Origin of the sequence: Mycobacterium asiaticum (assembly GCF_001668675.1) — a bacterium.
GTDB classification, from domain to species: domain Bacteria; phylum Actinomycetota; class Actinomycetes; order Mycobacteriales; family Mycobacteriaceae; genus Mycobacterium; species Mycobacterium asiaticum_D.
The window spans coordinates 1-17617 of record NZ_LZKQ01000257.1 but is presented as its reverse complement, the minus strand read 5'-3'; the positions used below and the strand labels follow the sequence as shown (position 1 = coordinate 17617).

The 17617-nt window shown below is 68.1% G+C and carries 12 protein-coding genes; 5 read left to right on the top strand and 7 right to left on the bottom strand.

Annotated elements, in window-relative coordinates:
• Positions 1-4 precede the first annotated feature (4 nt).
• The 5 genes from A9X01_RS22025 to A9X01_RS22005 form a co-directional block, all read right to left on the bottom strand.
• A complete protein-coding gene (locus A9X01_RS22025; protein ID WP_065122757.1) occupies positions 5-940 on the bottom strand; it encodes an enoyl-CoA hydratase/isomerase family protein in 936 nt (311 codons plus the stop codon).
• A 3-nt stretch (positions 941-943) separates the two neighbouring features.
• Positions 944-2467 carry a fatty-acid--CoA ligase FadD4 gene (gene fadD4, locus A9X01_RS22020; protein ID WP_065122756.1) on the bottom strand — a complete coding sequence of 508 codons (1524 nt, stop codon included), beginning with the start codon at positions 2465-2467 and terminating at the stop codon, positions 944-946.
• A gap of 88 nt (positions 2468-2555) precedes the next feature.
• Positions 2556-4376, bottom strand: coding sequence for a phosphoenolpyruvate carboxykinase (GTP) (locus tag A9X01_RS22015; protein WP_065122755.1), 1821 nt, complete (start codon positions 4374-4376; stop codon positions 2556-2558).
• A gap of 200 nt (positions 4377-4576) precedes the next feature.
• The gene (locus A9X01_RS22010; RefSeq protein ID WP_065122762.1) at positions 4577-6079 is read right to left on the bottom strand and encodes a hypothetical protein; all 1503 of its coding nucleotides are present in this window, start codon (positions 6077-6079) and stop codon (positions 4577-4579) included.
• A 35-nt stretch (positions 6080-6114) separates the two neighbouring features.
• On the bottom strand, positions 6115-7113 hold the full coding sequence (locus tag A9X01_RS22005; RefSeq protein WP_065122754.1) for a hypothetical protein: 999 nt from the start codon (positions 7111-7113) through the stop codon (positions 6115-6117).
• 109 nt (positions 7114-7222) lie between these two features.
• On the opposite strand from A9X01_RS22005, the gene trmB reads away from it, so the two are divergent.
• The 3 genes from trmB (at position 7223) to mmpL3 (ending at position 11602) form a co-directional block, all read left to right on the top strand.
• Positions 7223-7966, top strand: a complete 744-nt coding sequence (gene trmB, locus A9X01_RS22000; protein WP_253849290.1) for a tRNA (guanosine(46)-N7)-methyltransferase TrmB — start codon at positions 7223-7225, stop codon at positions 7964-7966.
• Positions 7967-8689, top strand: a complete 723-nt coding sequence (locus tag A9X01_RS21995) for an NYN domain-containing protein (RefSeq protein WP_065122753.1) — start codon at positions 7967-7969, stop codon at positions 8687-8689. It begins immediately after the preceding gene.
• A gap of 66 nt (positions 8690-8755) precedes the next feature.
• Positions 8756-11602 carry a trehalose monomycolate exporter MmpL3 gene (gene mmpL3, locus A9X01_RS21990; RefSeq protein WP_065122752.1) on the top strand — a complete coding sequence of 949 codons (2847 nt, stop codon included), beginning with the start codon at positions 8756-8758 and terminating at the stop codon, positions 11600-11602.
• A gap of 107 nt (positions 11603-11709) precedes the next feature.
• On the opposite strand, the gene A9X01_RS21985 is transcribed toward mmpL3, so the two are convergent.
• Positions 11710-12858: an AI-2E family transporter gene (locus A9X01_RS21985; RefSeq protein WP_065122751.1), complete on the bottom strand. Its 1149-nt coding sequence runs from the start codon at positions 12856-12858 to the stop codon at positions 11710-11712.
• Between the two features lie 145 nt (positions 12859-13003).
• Here A9X01_RS21985 and A9X01_RS21980 point away from each other — a divergent pair, with 145 nt between their 5' ends.
• Positions 13004-14104 (top strand): lysylphosphatidylglycerol synthase transmembrane domain-containing protein, encoded by a 1101-nt coding sequence (locus A9X01_RS21980; RefSeq protein WP_081282542.1) that lies wholly within the window; start codon positions 13004-13006, stop codon positions 14102-14104.
• A gap of 9 nt (positions 14105-14113) precedes the next feature.
• Here the strand turns inward: A9X01_RS21980 and A9X01_RS21975 are convergent, their stop codons facing one another.
• The gene (locus A9X01_RS21975; RefSeq protein ID WP_065122750.1) at positions 14114-14638 is read right to left on the bottom strand and encodes a hemophore; all 525 of its coding nucleotides are present in this window, start codon (positions 14636-14638) and stop codon (positions 14114-14116) included.
• Between the two features lie 340 nt (positions 14639-14978).
• Between A9X01_RS21975 and A9X01_RS21970 the strand changes: the two genes are divergently transcribed.
• On the top strand, positions 14979-17617 hold a 2639-nt coding region (locus A9X01_RS21970; protein WP_065122760.1), incomplete at its 3' end, for an MMPL family transporter.

The window sequence follows — 17617 nt, the reverse complement described above, 5'->3', positions numbered from 1 at the left end:
CTGATCAGTCGCTGAGCGCGTCCACCAGCCCCCACTGCAGCGCCGTCTCGGCGGGGATGGTCCGGCCGGACAGCACCAGATACGCGGTGCGCCAACGACCGATCCGCCGGGTGACACTGACGGTGCCGCCGGCCCCGGGAAGCAGACCCAAGCTCAGCTCGGGCAGACCGAACACCGCGTCGCGGCTCGCCTCGACCCAACCGCAGAACGCCGCCATCTCCAGGCCGCTGCCCAGCACCTGACCGTGCACCCGCGCCCGGCACCGGCGGCCGAACCGGGTGGTGAGCTCGTCAAGCACCAGCGCCGGGCTGTACCGGGTGCGGGCCAGATGTGCGCTGGCGGGGTCGGCGAAGGAACCGAACTCAGCGAGGTCACCCCCGCTGCAGAAGGATAAGCCGTTGCCGCTCAACACTATCCCGCTCACCGACGGATCCAGCTGCGCGACAGACAGCACCTCCAGCAGCGCGGCCCGCATGTCGGTGGAGAACGCGTTGTGCCGCTGCGGTCGGTTGAACTGGATCCGCAGTAGATCGCCGTCTCGTTGCGCCACAACAGGGTCGGCGATCTCGGGGACGGACGCCGGCCCGCGCTCGGACAACCAGCGGGCGAACTCCGGGCCGGCCTGCAGCGTCGAATAAGCCAGCGATTCGGTGATCACCCCCGACAGCGTCGGGCCATCAGGGTCCAGGCTGCGCAGCACGTCGTCGCAGACCGCGCTGGCCTGCGGCCAATGCTCGCAGCGTCGGGTCAGCTCGGCCAGCGTCTCGGGAACCGAGTCCACGGTGACCACCCGCCGGTCGGCGCAGGGCTCTTCGGTGACGGTGAAAGTCGCTGTCGTCAGCCATGATTCATTCGAGGGTGGCCCGTAGCCGACGACCACACCCGGCGGCGTCAGGACGTCCGGATCCGGCGGTGCGGACAGATCGACCAGCCGGATCATGGGTCACGCCGAATACTTCTCGACCAGCCCGTTCTTGTACAACTTGCCGGTGTCGGTGCGCGGCAGCTGAGTTTCGAAGGCGATCGAACGCGGACACTTGAAATGCGACAACCGTTCCCGCAGCCAGCCCAATAGTTCCTCACCGAATTCGTCAGTACCGTAGGCCGGGTCGACGGCCTGTACAACTGCCATCACCCGCTGACCCATCTCGTCGTCCGGAACGCCGAACACAGCCGCGTCCAACACCTTTGGATGAGTGACCAACAGGTTCTCGGCTTCCTGCGGGTAGATGTTCACCCCGCCGGAGATGATCATGTGGTGCCGGCGGTCGGTCAGGTACAGGTAACCTTCTTCGTCGAGGTAGCCGATGTCACCGACCGTCATCCACCCGTGCTTGTCCCGGGACGCAGCGGTTTTGGACGGATCGTTGAGGTACTCGAACGAGGCGCCGCCTTCGAAGTAGATCTCTCCCGGCTGGCCGGGCGGCAACTCGGTGCCATCCTCCCCGAGGATGTGCAGCGCGCCGATCATCGGTTTGCCCACCGAACCCGGGTGCGCCAGCCAGTCCTCGGCGGTGATCAGCGTCGAGCCGATCGCCTCCGAGGACGCGTAGTACTCGTCGACGATCGGTCCCCACCAGTCGATCATCTGTTTCTTGATCTCCACCGGGCAGGGTGCGGCGGCGTGCATCACCCGCTTCAGGCTGGACAGGTCGTACGAATCACGAACCGAGTCAGGCAGTTTCAGCATCCGCACGAACATCGCCGGGACGAACTGGCCGTGCGTCACCCCGTAGCGCGCGATGGCGTCCAGCGTCCCTTCCGGGTCGAACTTCTCCATCACCACGGTGGTCAGTCCGGCGGCCTGCACCGTCATCGACCACACCGACGGCGCGGTGTGATAGAGCGGGGCGGGGCTCAGGTACACCGTTTCGGGATCCATCCAGAAATCCACCAGCGCCGACATGAGGCCGGGCGCCTCCGCAGGCGGGAGGTGCGGCAGCTCGCGTTTGATGCCCTTGGGCCGGCCGGTGGTGCCCGAGGAATACTGCAGCAGGTCGCCCTCGATCTCGTCATCGATCGGGGTATCCGGTTGATCGGCAACACATTCCGGGTAGCGCTGCCAGCCGTCCAGATCGCCGTCGGCGATCAGCAGCAACTCGGGTAGCCCGCCCGGCAGGTGTTCGGCCAGGCCGGCGCAAACCTCGCTTAGCGCCGCCGAGCTGATGATCGCCTTGGCGCTGCTGTTGTCGACGATGTATGCGGCCTCGGCCGCGGTGAGGTGGGTGTTGATCGGCACGTAGTACAGCCCGCTGCGCCGCGCCGCCCACATCACCGTGTGCATGTGCTCGTTGTTCTCCAGCAGGATCGCGACGGCATCGCCCTCGCGCAGGCCCGCCTGCCGGAATTTGTGCGCCAATCGGTTGGCCCGCGCCTCCATTTCACCGAAGGTCACCACCGTGCCGGACGGGTACAGGATGACGGCGGGCTTGTCGGGATTGGCTTGCGCGTAGGGGCGGATGTGCATGGCTGAAACTCTACGAGCCACGGCTGAGCAGACGTAAAAGCACCTGACACGCCGTGCGTGTAGGTGCTTTTACGTCTGCTCGCGCCGGTTACTCGGCCAGGCGGGCCTTGAGCGCCTCGAACTCGTCGCGGATGCCGGTCGGCAGCTTGTCGCCGACGAACTCGAACCACTCCTCGATCAGCGGCAGCTCTTCGCGCCACTCGGCGGCATTGACCGCCAGCGCCGACTCGACGTCGGCGGCGTCCGCGTCCAGGCCGTCCAGGTACAGGTCCGACGCGGTCGGGACGACACCGATCGCGGTGTCCTGGCCGCCCGCGTTGTGTTCGATCCGGTCCACGATCCACTTCAGCACCCGGCTGTTCTCGCCGAAGCCCGGCCACAGGAACTGGCCCTCGTCGCCGCGACGGAACCAGTTGACGAAGAACACCTTCGGCAGCTTGGACTCGTCGGCGTGCTTGCCCAGGTCGATCCAGTGCTGGAAGTAGTCGCCGACGTTGTAGCCCAGGAACGGCAGCATGGCCATCGGGTCGCGGCGCACCGTGCCGACCTTGCCCTCGGCGGCGGCGGTCTGCTCGCTACCCATGGTGGCGCCCATGAACACGCCGTGCTGCCAGTCCCGCGCCTCGGTGACCAGCGGCACCGTGGTCTTGCGCCGGGCACCGAACAGGATGCCGGAGATCGGCACGCCCTGTGGGTCGTCCCACTCGGGGGCCAGGATCGGGCACTGCGACATCGGGGTGCAGTAACGCGAGTTCGGGTGCGCGGCCTTCTCCGGCGACCCCGGTTCCCAATCGCGGCCCTTCCAGTCGATCAGGTGCTGCGGGTCGCCTTCCAGGCCCTCCCACCACACATCGCCGTCATCGGTGAGCGCCACGTTGGTGAACACCGTGTTGCCGCCCTCGATGGTGCGCATCGCGTTCGGGTTGGACTTCCAGTTGGTGCCCGGCGCCACCCCGAAGAAGCCGTACTCCGGGTTGACGGCGTACAGCCGGCCGTCCTTGCCGAACCGCATCCAGGCGATGTCGTCGCCCAGGGTCTCGGCGCGCCAGCCCGGGATGGTGGGCTGCAGCATCGCCAGGTTGGTCTTGCCGCACGCCGACGGGAACGCCGCGGCGAAGTAGTACGCCTTGTTCTCCGGCGAGATCAGCTTGAGGATCAGCATGTGCTCGGCCAGCCAGCCCTCGTCGTGCGCCATCGCCGACGCGATACGCAGTGAGTAGCACTTCTTACCCAGCAGCGCGTTGCCGCCGTAGCCCGAGCCGTAGCTCCAGATCTCGCGGGTCTCCGGGAAGTGGGTGATGTATTTGGTTTCGTTGCACGGCCACGGGACGTCCTGCTGGCCCTCTTCGAGCGGCGCGCCGACGGAGTGCAGCGCCTTGACGAAGAAGCCGTCGTCGCCGATCTTGTCCAGCGCGGCCTTGCCCATCCGGGTCATGGTGCGCATCGAGACAACGACGTACTCGGAGTCGGTGATCTCCACGCCCAGCTTGGGGTCGTCGGCGCCGAGCGGTCCCATGCAGAACGGCACCACGTACATGGTGCGGCCGCGCATGCACCCGCGATACAGGTCGGTAAGGATCGACCGCATCTCGCTGGGGTCTTTCCAGTTGTTGGTCGGGCCCGCGTCGATCTCGCGCTCGGAGCAGATGAAGGTCCGCGATTCCACCCGCGCCACGTCGGAGGGGTCGGACAGCGCCAGGAACGAGTTCGGATGCTTCTCCGGGTTCAGCCGGGTGAAGGTGCCCGCCTCGACCAGCTGGTCGGCCAGCCGCTTGAATTCTTCTTCGGACCCGTCGGTGAAGACCACCCGGTCGGGCTGGGTGAGCTCAGCAACCTCCTGTACCCAGGACAACAGCCCCTGATGGTTCGTGGGGGCGGTATCCAGACCGGGAATGGTTGCTGAAGTCATCGAACTCTCCTGAATCTGCTGCGTTGGCGATCGTCGGTTTGTCGGCTCGTTCTAGTCGCGTGCGCTTACTTACGTATTGCCCGCGCGGCGGTAATCACACTTAGCGCTTTCTTATACAGATTATCGCGCATCACTTGTCGGGGGAGGTATGGGCGGGTATAAGCCTTCTCACAAGACCGATTCAGAAGGGTCTGATCCGGTCAAAAATCGCTATGCCCCGCGTCCGACCGCGGCGAGATCTTTGCCCGGATGATCCCAGGATCGGTGGCGGTACCAGATATACCCGGTTCGCCCAGCTCGGCGCGAATCGCGTCGAGTGCCGCCAGGATGGTCGGCATCTCCCGGTCCCGCACCGCCGCGGCCCCGGCCGCGGCCAGGGCGTGTTCGCGCAGTTCGCCGTCGATGAGGCTGACCTGGTCATTGACTCGGGTGTTCTCGGCCTCGTCGTGTGCGATGACGGCGGTGGACAGGATTGATTCGGCGTCCAGTACCCGGCTGGCGACCATCTGCTCGGTGACCGAACGCAGCGAAGACGTCACGTCTGTCACCCAGCGGTCCAACACGGCGCGATCGCTGAGCAGGCTGCGCACGTTGACCAACCACAGCGTCGTCGCCAGCCCCACCGCCACACACGCCACGATCCCGGCGCCCACCACCGGGGGCGCCACCCCGGGGCTCAGCCGCGAGAGCAGACCGGCCACCAATCGGCTCAGGGTCAGCGCGACCCCGAGCCCGAACAGCGCGCCGAGCACCATCAGCAGTCGGGTCTCCAGCCGTCGGGACTTCCGCGGCGGCGAGGACACCGGGACGGTGGGCGGCTTGTCGGCGGGCGGCAGTTCCAGCGGCACCCCGGTCACCTGCGCGACATCGGCCAGGTGGGCGTCGATACCCTCGGCGACCTCGCTGACCACCTCGTCCAGCCGTCCCCGGACGTAGTCCTCGAACTCGGGGATTCGGCGGCGGGTCAGCGTCGCGATGTCCTCCTGCAGCTCACCGCGCACCGAGGCGCAGCGGTTGCGCGCGAAGTAGGACAGCTGGACCCGGGCCTGCTGGATCTGGCCGCGCATCGTGATGGTGCGCTCGGTGCGCGACTGCCGTCGTTGCCGCAGGGCGGCACTGCGTTCTTCGCGCAGGGCATCGACCCGCGCCCGGCGCCCCGCACCGTCGGCGTCCCGGTCGAACCGCGCGGCCACCTTCTGCAGCCGCGCTTCCCAGGCCCGCAACCGGTTGCGGCGCGCCACGTCGGAGTCGGCGAGCTGGCCCTGGACGGTCGCGACCAACTCGTCGACCTGCGGCTCCCCCACCTCCGGGGCGGCGGCGACGCCGATCCACGGCACCTTGCCGTAGCGCGGCGCATGCTCGGCCAGCCGGTCGCGGTTGGCGGCGAGCACATCACGCCAGGCGAGGTGCACGTCGATTTTGGCAACCGCCCCCACCACCAGGTCGGTGTTCTCCGCGGCGGCATCGAGCAGGGCGCAGTCCGATGCGGTCATCGGTGCCGACGCGGAGACCACGAACACCACCGCCAGCGGCGCATCACCGGGACTGAGCTCGGCGGACTCCACCACCGGGTATTCCGGGAACCGTTCCCGCAGGGCGGTCGCGACGCTGGTGACGCCGGCCAGCCAGGGACCGGCCACTAGCACCGCGTCCCGACGGTTGATCGCGGGCTGAGCCAGACCCGGTCCGATTGCGGCGACCATGGCATCCACCCGGGCGGCCGGATCGTCGCGGGTACTCACCCGGTCCTCCGCGCCCACAGCCGCAGCGATCCCCGGGCGATATCGGCCGCGCACGCGCGGTGCAGTTCGTTCGTCGCCGCGCGCTGGCGACGCTGCCAATGCGCAGCACGCTGCAACGGCGTCACCGGCCCGAGTTCCAGCTCGTCGGCCCGGGCCGCGTCCAGCGCGGCCGCCATCCGGGCCACCACGGTCGCGTCGCGGGCCAGGAACGCCGCGACCCGCGCGTCGGAGACCGCCAGCGCCTCCAGGTCGGCGACGGCGTCGAGCACGCGCCGGTAGCGCGGCCGCGCACCCGCGACGACGAGCCGCTCCAGCACCGCCTCTACCCCGCTGACCCGGCGCAGCACCGCCCGCACGCCCGCCGGCCCGGCGCCTCGGCGCAGCGCGGCAACCGCCAGTGCGATGCCGAACAAGTCGAGCACCGCCAGCAACCGCCACCGCGCCGCCACCGGCACCGTCAGCCGCGCCGCCAGGAAGCCGTCGAAACCGCGGTCCAGGCAGTCCAGCCCGTCCGGGTCGGCGGCCAGCGCCCGCAGCGCCGCCCAGCACACCGGATCGAGACCCTCGAGGGCGGCCGCGGCCAGCAACCCGCTCATCGGCAGCACCGGCGCCCCGAGCAGTTCGGAGAATTGCTCACAGCGCACGCGGGCCGCCGCGACCGGCTCCGCCCTCGACGCGAAGGTGGTCAGGTCCGCCTTGTTCAGCACCGCCAGCGTCGCACCGGCGCCGGTGTCTTCGGGCTTGACGACCTCGGCGACGACGTGGACGTGCAGTTCCGCCGCAGGTGTGCCCGTCGTCACCGAGAGGCCCGCACGGTCCAGCGCGCGGGTCACGGTGCGCCGCCCTACCCCCGGGCGACCGCTCACGGCAACCCGCAGCGGCACCCCCGTACGCTGCGCGATCGCAAGAAGTCGCTGGTCAGCGGCCTCTTGGGCGAAACGAGTTAGCTCGTCGACGAAAATCCGATGCCCCTCTCCGGAATCGACGGTCCCCACCGAATCGTGTCATTTGCATTCGGAGCACGCGAGCCAGGTGTCCGCCGATACCAGCCGAAGGCAACTGTTGGGTATCAATCTGGACCTGAGGCGGCTACACCCGGTCTCCATAAGCCACGATGGGGAGATGCACGCGCAACCCGGGGTGGGGTTACGGCCCGATTCGCCCTGGGGCTATCTCCCTGCCACGAGTTTCCGCTCCCGGCGTTCGGCGCTGTCCAATTCTCAGCGTGAAACTTGGGAGCGGCTCTGGCCGACCCTGGGCCGGCAGGCCGACGATCCGGATGGCCAGCCCCTCGACGTCCAGCAATGGTTCGGCCGGGTGGCTCCGCTGGTGCTGGAAATCGGGTGCGGCAGCGGCACCTCCACCCTGGCGATGGCCAAGGCCGAGCCGGACGTCGACGTCATCGCCGTGGAGATCTACCGGCGGGGGCTCGCGCAGTTGCTCTGTGGAATCGATAACGAGCAGGTCAGCAACATCCGGTTGATCCGCGGCAACGGTATCGACGTGCTCAGGGACCTGCTCGCCCCGGCTTCGCTGACCGGCGTTCGGGTCTTTTTCCCGGATCCCTGGCCCAAGGCCCGGCACCACAAACGCCGGTTGTTGCAGTCGGCGACGGTTGCACTGATCGCCGACCGGCTACTCCCGGGTGGTGTGCTGCACGCCGCGACCGACCATCCGGGCTATGCCGAGCAGATCGGCGAGGTCGGTGACGCCGAATCCCAACTCGTCCGGGTCGACCCGGGCACCAAATCCCTGCCGATATCGACCACCCGTCCCACCACCAAGTACGAGACGAAGGCCCAAGAAGCGGGTAGTAACGTCTGCGAATTCGTATGGAAGCGGCGCTGAATGACTGATGTAGCCACCCCCACCACGGAATCCCTGACTGACCCGTCGATCCTGGCGGGCGACCTGTCCCAGGACGGCCTGACCGGATTCCCCGAGCCGATGAAGCGAGTCCTGCTGGTCTGGGACGCGCCCAATCTCGACATGGGCCTGGGTTCGATCCTGGGCCGCCGCCCCACCGCGCTGGAACGTCCCCGCTTCGATGCGCTGGGCCGCTGGCTGCTGGCCCGCACCGCGGAGGTCGCGGCGGGCGGTGCAGCGGATATCCGCGTGGAACCCGAGGCGACCGTCTTCACCAACATCGCCCCCGGCAGCGCCGAGGTGGTGCGCCCCTGGGTCGACGCGCTCCGCAACGTCGGGTTCGCCGTGTTCGCCAAGCCCAAGATCGACGAGGACAGCGACGTCGACCGCGACATGCTCGAGCACATCGATCAGCGGTGCCGGGAGGGCCTGGCAGGCCTGATGGTGGCGTCGGCCGACGGGCAGGCGTTCCGCCAGCCGCTGGAAGCGATAGCGCGCGCCGGAGTGCCGGTTCAAGTGCTCGGATTTCGTGAACACGCCAGTTGGGCGCTAGCGTCGGATACCTTGGAGTTCGTCGACCTGGAGGACATCGCAGGTGTTTTCCGGGAGCCATTGCCGCGAATCGGGCTTGATTCGCTGCCTGAGCAGGGGGCATGGCTGCAGCCATTCCGGCCGCTGTCGTCGCTGTTGACCTCGCGTGTGTAAAGAAGCCGCGTGTCCGACAATCGAAAAGCAATGCGCGGGTCGCTAGCGATCCAGTAAGGAGCTTAAGTGTTCGCCTGGTGGGGTCGAACGGTGTACCGGTACCGGTTCATCGTAATCGGGGTCACTGTGGCTCTGTGCTTGTTCGGCGGCATCTTCGGGCTCAGCCTGGGCAAGCATGTCACACAGAGCGGCTTTTACGACGACGGCAGTCAGTCGGTGAAGGCTTCGGTCCTCGGCGACAAGGTCTACGGCCGCGACCGAACCGGACACATCGTCGCCATCTTCAAAGCCCCTGACGGCAAGACGGTCAACGACCCGCAGTGGTCGAAGAAGATCAACGACGAGCTCAACCAGTTCGTCGCGGACCACCCCAAAGAGGTGCTCGGCTGGGCCGGTTACCTGCGGGCACCGGACAGCACCAGCCCGGTCATCAAGGGCATGGCCACCGACGACAAGCACTACACATTTGTGTCGATCCCGCTCAAGGGCGATGACGACGACACCATCCTGACCAACTACAAGACCATCGAACCGGCCCTACAGAAGCTGGACGGCGGCACCGTTCAACTCGCCGGCCTGCAACCGATCGCGAGTGCGTTGACCGGCACCATCGCCACCGACCAGCGCCGCATGGAGGTGCTGGCCCTGCCTCTGGTGGCCGTCGTGCTGTTCCTGGTGTTCGGCGGCGCTGTGGCCGCCTGCCTGCCGGTGATGGTCGGCGGTCTGAGCATTGCCGGTTCACTGGGCATTCTGCGACTGATCGCGGTGTTCGGGCCGGTGCACTTCTTCGCCCAACCCGTCGTGTCATTGATCGGCCTGGGTATCGCGGTGGACTACGGCCTGTTCGTGGTGAGCCGGTTCCGCGAGGAAATCGCCGAAGGCTACGACACCGAAGTGGCGGTGCGCCGCACCGTGATGACGGCCGGCCGAACTGTGGTGTTCTCCGCGGTGCTCATCGCCGCGTCCGGCGCCAGCTTGCTGCTGCTGCCCCAGGGCTTCGTGAAATCGCTGACGTATGCCCTGATCACAGCGGTTTCCCTGGCCGCGATTCTGTCCATCACGCTGCTACCCGCCTGCCTGGGCATCCTGGGCAAGCATGTGGACGCGCTCGGTGTGCGGACCGCGTTCCGGGTTCCGTTCCTGCGGAACTGGAAGGTGTCGCGCGCCTACCTGAACTGGCTGGCCGACCGGCTGCAGAAGACCAAGACCCGGGAAGAGGTGGAGGCCGGCTTCTGGGGCAAGCTGACGAACTTCGTGATGAAGCGTCCGCTGGCGTTCGCCATCCCGATCATCGTCGGCATGATTCTGCTGATCATCCCGCTGGGCAACATGTCCCTGGGCGGCATGAGCGAGAAATACCTACCGCCGAACAACGCGGCGCGCCAGTCCCAGGAGCACTTCGACAAGCTGTTCCCGGGGTACCGCACCAACCCGCTGACCCTGGTGATCCAGTCCACCAACCATCAACCGGTCACCGACCAGCAGGTCGCGGATATCCGCAGCAAAGCGATGCAGATCCCCGGCTTCATTGAGCAGGACAACGATCCGGCGAACATGTGGCAGGAACGTCCGCAGGCGCCGGGCGGGTCGAAGGATCCGTCCGTTCGAGTGCTGCAGAACGGGCTCTCCAACACCGCCGACTCGGCAAAGAAACTCGAGGAGCTAAGGGCGATCACCCCGCCTAAGGGTCTGCAGATATTCGTCGGCGGCACGCCTGCGCTGGAGCAGGACTCTATTCACAGCCTGGTCGACAAGGCTCCATTGATGGTGCTCGTGCTGATCACCACGACGATGCTGTTGATGTTCCTGGCATTCGGCTCGGTGGTGCTGCCGATCAAGGCGGCGGTCATGAGCGTGCTGACGCTGGGGTCCACCATGGGCATCCTGACCTGGATATTCATCGAAGGCCACGGCGCCGGCCTGCTGAATTTCACGCCGACGCCATTGATGGTGGTGATCATCGCGTTGGTGGTAGCGGTCGGCTACGGTCTGGCCACCGACTATGAAGTGTTCCTGGTCTCCCGAATGGTCGAGGCGCGCGAGAACGGCATGTCGACCCAGGAGGCGATCCGGATCGGTACCGCCACCACCGGCCGCCTGATCACCGCCGCGGCGCTGGTCCTGGCCGTGGTCGCCGGGTCGTTCGTCTTCTCCGACCTGGTGATGATGAAGTACCTGGCGTTCGGGCTGATGGCGGCGTTGCTGCTGGACGCGACCGTGGTCCGGATGTTCCTGGTGCCGTCGGTGATGAAGCTGCTGGGCGACGACTGCTGGTGGGCGCCGCGCTGGATGCGGCGCCTGCAGAACCGGATCGGTCTCGGCGAGATCCAGCTGCCCGACGAGCGCAAGCGCCCCGTCAGCACGGTTCGGCCTCCGGTGACGGCAGGCCTCGTCGCCGCCGGCGCCACTACGGGCCCTCGCACACCGCACGACCCGACGCATCCGGCGGCGCTGGAGCGTCCCCGGCCGGCCTCCAGACCCGAACTCGGGCCGGGCGCCGCCGCTCAGGTTCCGGTCCGTGCAACGGCGCCAGCGCCGGCGAAGCCGGCCAACCAGCCCGGCGAGGCGCCGACGACGCGGCTGACCGCGCAGGGCGGCCCGTCGACCGCGAAGACGCGCCCGCGGGTGCCACCGCCCGCGCCGTCGGCGGGTGAGACGAACAAGATGCCCGCGGCCGGCAATCGCCCGGGCGGCAAACCCGACGCCAAATCGGATTCAATGGGGGACCCGGCCGACAAGACCGCGGCCATCCCCGCGCAGCGCCCGGAAGGCGACGACTCCGAGACGGCCACCGAGAAGCTCAACGCCCGCGGCATTCAGGACGAGGGCGGCGTGGACACCGGGCGGCGACGCCGTACCGGCGGTGGCGGCCTGTCGGCCCAGGACCTGCTGCGTCGCGAAGGCCGCATGTAACCTGCGTTTCCCCGGCAACCGGTGTCCCCTGGCCGAGCGTGCGCAGATGTCCGGCGACACGCCGCAGCGGCCGGCATTCCGCGCACCTTCAGCGGGGCGGCTAGCTGCTAGCCCTCGTCGGGCTCCTCCGGTTTGTCCGGCTTGGCCTGCACGATCGCGGACACCTCTTCGCCGTCGCGCTGCTGCTCCTGGGCGGCCTCCGGGTCCCTGGCCAACAGCACCTGCAGCGCGTTGTTGAGGAACGCCACCGTCGGTATCGCCAGCAGGGCGCCGACGATCCCGGCCAGCACGCCGCCGGCGGCGATCGCCAGCACCACCGCCAGTGGGTGGATCGACACCGCGCGGCCCATCACCAGCGGCTGCAACACGTGCGCCTCGAGCTGGTTCACCACGATCAGCAACGCAAGGGTGAGCAGCGCGTACACCAGGCCCTTGGCCAGCAGCGCCACCACCACCGCCAGCAGGCCCGATACCAGCGCACCGATCAGCGGCACGAACGCGCCGAGAAAGACGATGGAGGCCAACGGTAGCGCGAGCGGCACGCCCATGATCGCCAGACCGGCGCCCACCCCGACCGCGTCGGTCAGGGCGACCAGGAAGGTGGCCCGGATGTATCCGGTCAGCGCCCCGTATCCGGCGAGTCCGGCCTCGTGGACGCGGTCCCGGACGTGCCCCGGGAAGATCTGCTGTACGTACTGCCAGATGTTGCGGCCGCCATAGAGGAAGAAGATCAGCGTGAACAGCACGAGTACCGCCGCCGTGAGCAGTTCGGTGATGGTGGCCGCGGTCGAGATCGCTCCGCTGGTCACCTTCGCCTGGTTGTTGCGCAGCGCCTCGATCGCGGCGTTGCCGGCGTGATCGATTTGTTCGTTCCGGATGTGCGCCGGCCCTTCGATCAGCCATCTGCGGCTCGAATCGATACTGCGCTCGACCTGTTTCACCAGGTCAGGGAGGCCGACGATGAACTGACTGATGACGAAGGCCAGGATGCCGCCCAGGATCGCGAAGCCGCCGAGCAACACCAGCGTCACCGCGAGGCCGCGCGGCAGCCCCTTCTTGTCCAGCCAGTCGACCAATGGCACCAGCAATGCGCTGAGCATCAGCGCCAGCAACACCGGGACCACGATGACTTCCAGCTTGTCGACCACCCACAGCAGGGCCACCCCGGCCGCCAAGATGACCAGCAGCCGCCACGACCACGCGGCGGTTTTGCGGACCAGCGGGCTTACCGCGGCGTCGTCGTGACTCGTCGACATTGGGGACATTGGGCCACTCTAACGGGGCGGCGTGGCCGACCCCCGCAAACCCGGGCGGCACGATCCGGTCACATCCCAGGAACGACCCCGACACGTCGGCGACGTGCACCTTTGGTGGCGTTACCGGCGCGGTTAACCTAATGCGATGCCGTACGACGCTGCCGCCCGCAAGCTTGCGGGGGTGTCCCTGCAGCGCGGGGAGACGGCTGCGCGGGGCAAGTACTGGTGGCTGCGGTGGGTCGTGCTGGCCGTCGTCGCGGTGGTGCTGGGCGTCGAGATCGCGCTGGGGTGGGATCAACTGGCCAAAGCCTGGACGAGCCTGTTCCAGGCCGAGTGGTGGTGGCTGATCGCCGCGATGGTCGCCGCGGCTGCCTCGATGCACAGTTTCGCCCAGATTCAGCGCACTTTGCTGCGCTCGGCCGGGGTGCACGTCAAGCAACTACGTTCGGAAGGCGCGTTTTACGCCGCCAACGCGCTGAGCACGACGCTGCCCGGCGGGCCGGTGATCTCGGCGACGTTCCTGTTGCGTCAGCAGCGGATCTGGGGTGCCTCGACGGTGGTGGCGTCCTGGCAGCTGGTCATGTCCGGCGCGCTGCAGGCGGTGGGGCTGGCGGTGCTGGGGCTGGGCGGCGCGTTCTTCCTGGGCGCCAGGAACAACCCGTTCTCGCTGCTGTTCACGCTGGGCGGTTTCGTCGCGCTGTTGTTGCTGGCCCAGGCGGTGGCCTCCCGGCCGGAGTTGATCGAAGGAATCGGCGGCCGGGTCCTGGCGACGGTCAACTCGGTCCGCGGCAAGCCGGCGGACACCGGGCTGGCGAAGTGGCGCGAGATCCTGACGCAGCTCGAATCGGTGAGCCTGAGCCGGCGCGATTTGGGCGTCGCGTTCAGCTGGTCACTGTTCAACTGGGTCGCCGACGTCGCGTGTCTGGGCTTCGCCGCGTACGCCGCGGGCGACCACGCCTCGGTTGCCGGTCTGACCGTCGCCTACGCCGCGGCGCGGGCGGTCGGCACGATTCCGCTGATGCCCGGCGGCCTGCTGGTCGTCGAGGCGGTGCTGGTGCCGGGACTGGTATCCAGTGGCATGGCGCTGCCCAACGCGATCTCGGCAATGCTGATCTACCGGCTGATCAGCTGGTTGTTCATCGCCGCGATCGGCTGGGTGGTGTTCTTCTTCGTGTTCCGCACCGAGAAGCCCGACGCGGACGCCGAGGATCCGCCGACCGATCCGCGGCTGCGGGCGGCCGGCTGAGCGGCTATATCAGCCGTTGCTGGGCTTGGGTCCCGGCAGCGGGGCGGGCAACGCTCCGCCACCCGACACCGGGGACAGCGCCGGCGGTTGCGTCCCCGCAGGCGCGCCGGCACCCGGCAGGTTCGGCAGTCCCCCGCCCTGGGCGGCCTGCACCATGCTCAGCGCCTGCGGCAACGAGATCGGCAGTCGGCACTGCGTCCCCAGCTTGTTCAGCGGGTTAGCCAGGCCCTGCAGGTCCAGCGCCACTTTGGGATTGGCCTCCAGGTAGGCCTTGATCGAGCCCAATGACTGCGGCCCGGGCTGCTGCTGCAGCGCGCTCGTCATCACCTGGTTGGTCTCCGGATGCGAGTCCAGATAGTCACCCATCGACTTGGCCACCGAGCCGACCGTCCGGGCCACTTCGCTCGCCGCGCACGGATCCGTCGCGCCCGTCGCCGCCGGAGTCGCCACCATCGCACTGCCGGCGCACGACAGGCCCGTCGCGGTGACCACTGCGAAAAGCCCACGGCGCACGGCCGCCCTGCTTGGCTTCATCAATTACTCCTCACGATTGCCGCTTGATGTCCCCCGACTGCGGCCGTCCTCATCCTGCCACCTCCGGCAGCGCGGCCGCCAACTCCTGTGACGCGGTCGCCATACACGCGAAAGGTAGAAACAACGACGGTTGCCGGCAACGACTTCGAGGGATCTCGAGTTCGACGGCGTCGTCGGACACTGGTCCGCCGCACCCGCGATCACGACTTGACAACAATCCGCCCGAACCGGTGTCGTCCCAGCTCAGGAACCGATAAGCAGACTTGAGATCCGTGTTCTCGGGTAGGCTCGCGGGCACGCGCTGGCGATGAAATTCGGGGAGATAGAAATCCAGCAGTTCATGATGCGGCTGAGCCGCAACCTGCGCAGATTCCGCTGGTTGGTCTTCACGGGCTGGTTGCTTGCCCTGGTGCCGGCGGTGTATCTGGCGATGACGCAGTCGGGAAACCTGACCGGCGGCGGGTTCGAGGTTGCCGGTTCCCAGTCGCTGGCCGTGCACGACGAGCTGGTCGCCCAATACCCCGACCTGGGCGCGTCGCCGTTGGCGCTGGTGGCAGCCCCGCGCGCCGACGCCACCTATCAGGACATCGACGAAGCCGTCACCCAACTCCGGCGCATCGCCGGCGAGTTTCCCGGGGTATCCGAAGCGCCCAACCCGACCCAGCGGCCGCCGCAGCCGGACCGGCCCTACGTGATCACGCTGCGCCTGGACGCGCGCAACCCGGGCACCAGCGACGTCGCCAAGAAGCTGCGCCAGCGGGTCGGCGTCGAAGACGACCGGTCCGGGCAGACCGCCAGCGGGCGCGTACGGCTCTACGTCATCGGGCAGGGCGCCTTGTCGGCGGCCGCGGCGGCAAACACCAAGCACGACATCGCGAAGGCCGAAGAGTGGAACCTGCCGATCATCCTGATCGTGCTGCTGGCGGTGTTCGGTTCGCTGGCCGCCGCCGCGATCCCGCTGGCGTTGGGCGTCTGCACGGTCGTGGTGACGATGGGGCTGGTCTATGCCCTGTCCATGCACACCACCATGTCGGTGTTCGTCACCTCGACGGTGTCCATGTTCGGCATCGCGCTGGCGGTGGACTATTCGCTGTTCATCCTGATGCGATATCGCGAGGAACTGCGCAGCGGCCGGCAGCCGCAAGAGGCCGTGGACGCGGCGATGGCCACCTCCGGGCTCGCGGTGGTGCTGTCCGGAATGACCGTCATCGCCTCGCTGACCGGCATCTACCTGATCAACACCCCAGCACTGAGATCCATGGCCACCGGCGCGATCCTGGCGGTCGCCATCGCGATGCTGACGTCGGCCACGCTCACCCCGGCGCTGCTGGCCACCTTCGCCCGGGCCGCGGCCAAGCGGTCCGCGTTGCTGCACTGGTCGCGGCGGCCGGAGAGCACGGTGTCGCGGTTCTGGACCCGCTGGGTCACCTGGGTGATGCGCCGGCCGTGGATTTCCGCACTGGCGGCCTCGGCCGTGTTACTGCTGATGGCGGCGCCGGCGCTGTCGATGGTGTTGGGCAACAGCCTGTTACGGCAGTTCGACTCTTCCCACGAAATACGGGGTGGGGTCGCGGCCGCCTCCCAGGCCCTCGGTCCCGGAGCGCTGGGCCCCGTGCAGGTGCTGGTCACCTTCCCGGACTCTGCGCAGGGCCCCGACGCCGCTCCGGCCCGCGCGCAGCTGCTCGGCACGATCCGGCAGAAGATGACGGAGGGCCCTGAGGTCGCCTCGGTGACACCGCCGGAATACGCCGACGACAACCGCAGCGCGGTGCTCAGTGCGGTGTTGTCCGTCGACCCGGAGGACCTGCGCGCCCGGCACACCGTCGACTGGATGCGCAGCCAGGTTCCCAGGGTCGCCGGCGACGCACAGGTGGCGGTCGGCGGATCGACGGCGCTGATCAAGGACTTCGACGACCGGGTTTCGGCCACCCAGCCCCTGGTGCTGGGCTTCGTCGCGCTGATCGCCTTCCTGATGCTGTTGCTGTCGGTGCATTCGGTGCTGCTGGCGGTCAAGGGCGTGCTGATGACGTTGCTGTCGGTGGCGGCGGCCTACGGCAGCCTGGTGATGGTCTTCCAGTGGGGCTGGGCGGACAAGCTCGGCTTCCCGCACCTGACGTCGATCGACAGCACGGTACCGCCGCTGGTCCTGGCGATGACCTTCGGTCTGTCCATGGACTACGAGATCTTCCTGCTCACCCGCATCCGGGAGCGCTTCCTGCAGACCGGGCACACCCGCGACGCGGTCGCCTACGGCGTCAGCACCAGCGCCCGCACCATCACCAGCGCCGCGCTGATCATGATCGCGGTGTTCTGCGGGTTCGCCTTCGCCGGCATGCCGCTGGTCGCCGAGATCGGCGTGGCCTGCGCCGTGGCGATTGCCGTCGACGCGACGGTGGTGCGGCTGGTGCTGGTTCCGGCGCTGATGGCGATGTTCGCCAAATGGAACTGGTGGCTCCCAGGCTGGTTGGGCCGCATCCTGCCGTCGGTTGACTTCGACCGGCCCTTGCCCGACGTCGACCTGGGTGGCGTCGTCACGATCCCCGACGACATCACTGCCGCCATCGCACCCAGCGCCGATCTGCGCATGGTGATCAAATCCGCGGCGAAGCTCAAACACCTTGCACCGGACGCCGTTTGCGTCGCCGACCCACTCGCCTTCATCGGCTGCGAACGCAAGGAGCCCGACCGCGATCCCCAGCCCGAAAGCGCCGAGGCCGACACCGTGGCGCTGGCCACCGGTCCGGTCGGTCAGGCCTTCGCGGCCACCAAGGCCAAACGGGTCGGCCTTGCGTATCGCAACGGCATCGCCAAGGCGATGTCCTGGACCGACCGGCCGGTCCATCCGGTCACGCTCTGGCGCGGGCGCCTCTCGGTCGCCCTGGATGCCCTGGAGAGCGGTGGCCGGGCTCGACCCAAGTACCGCCGCCGCAGCCCGGTGGAGACCACCAACGTCCAGCTGCCCACCGGCGACCGCCTGCT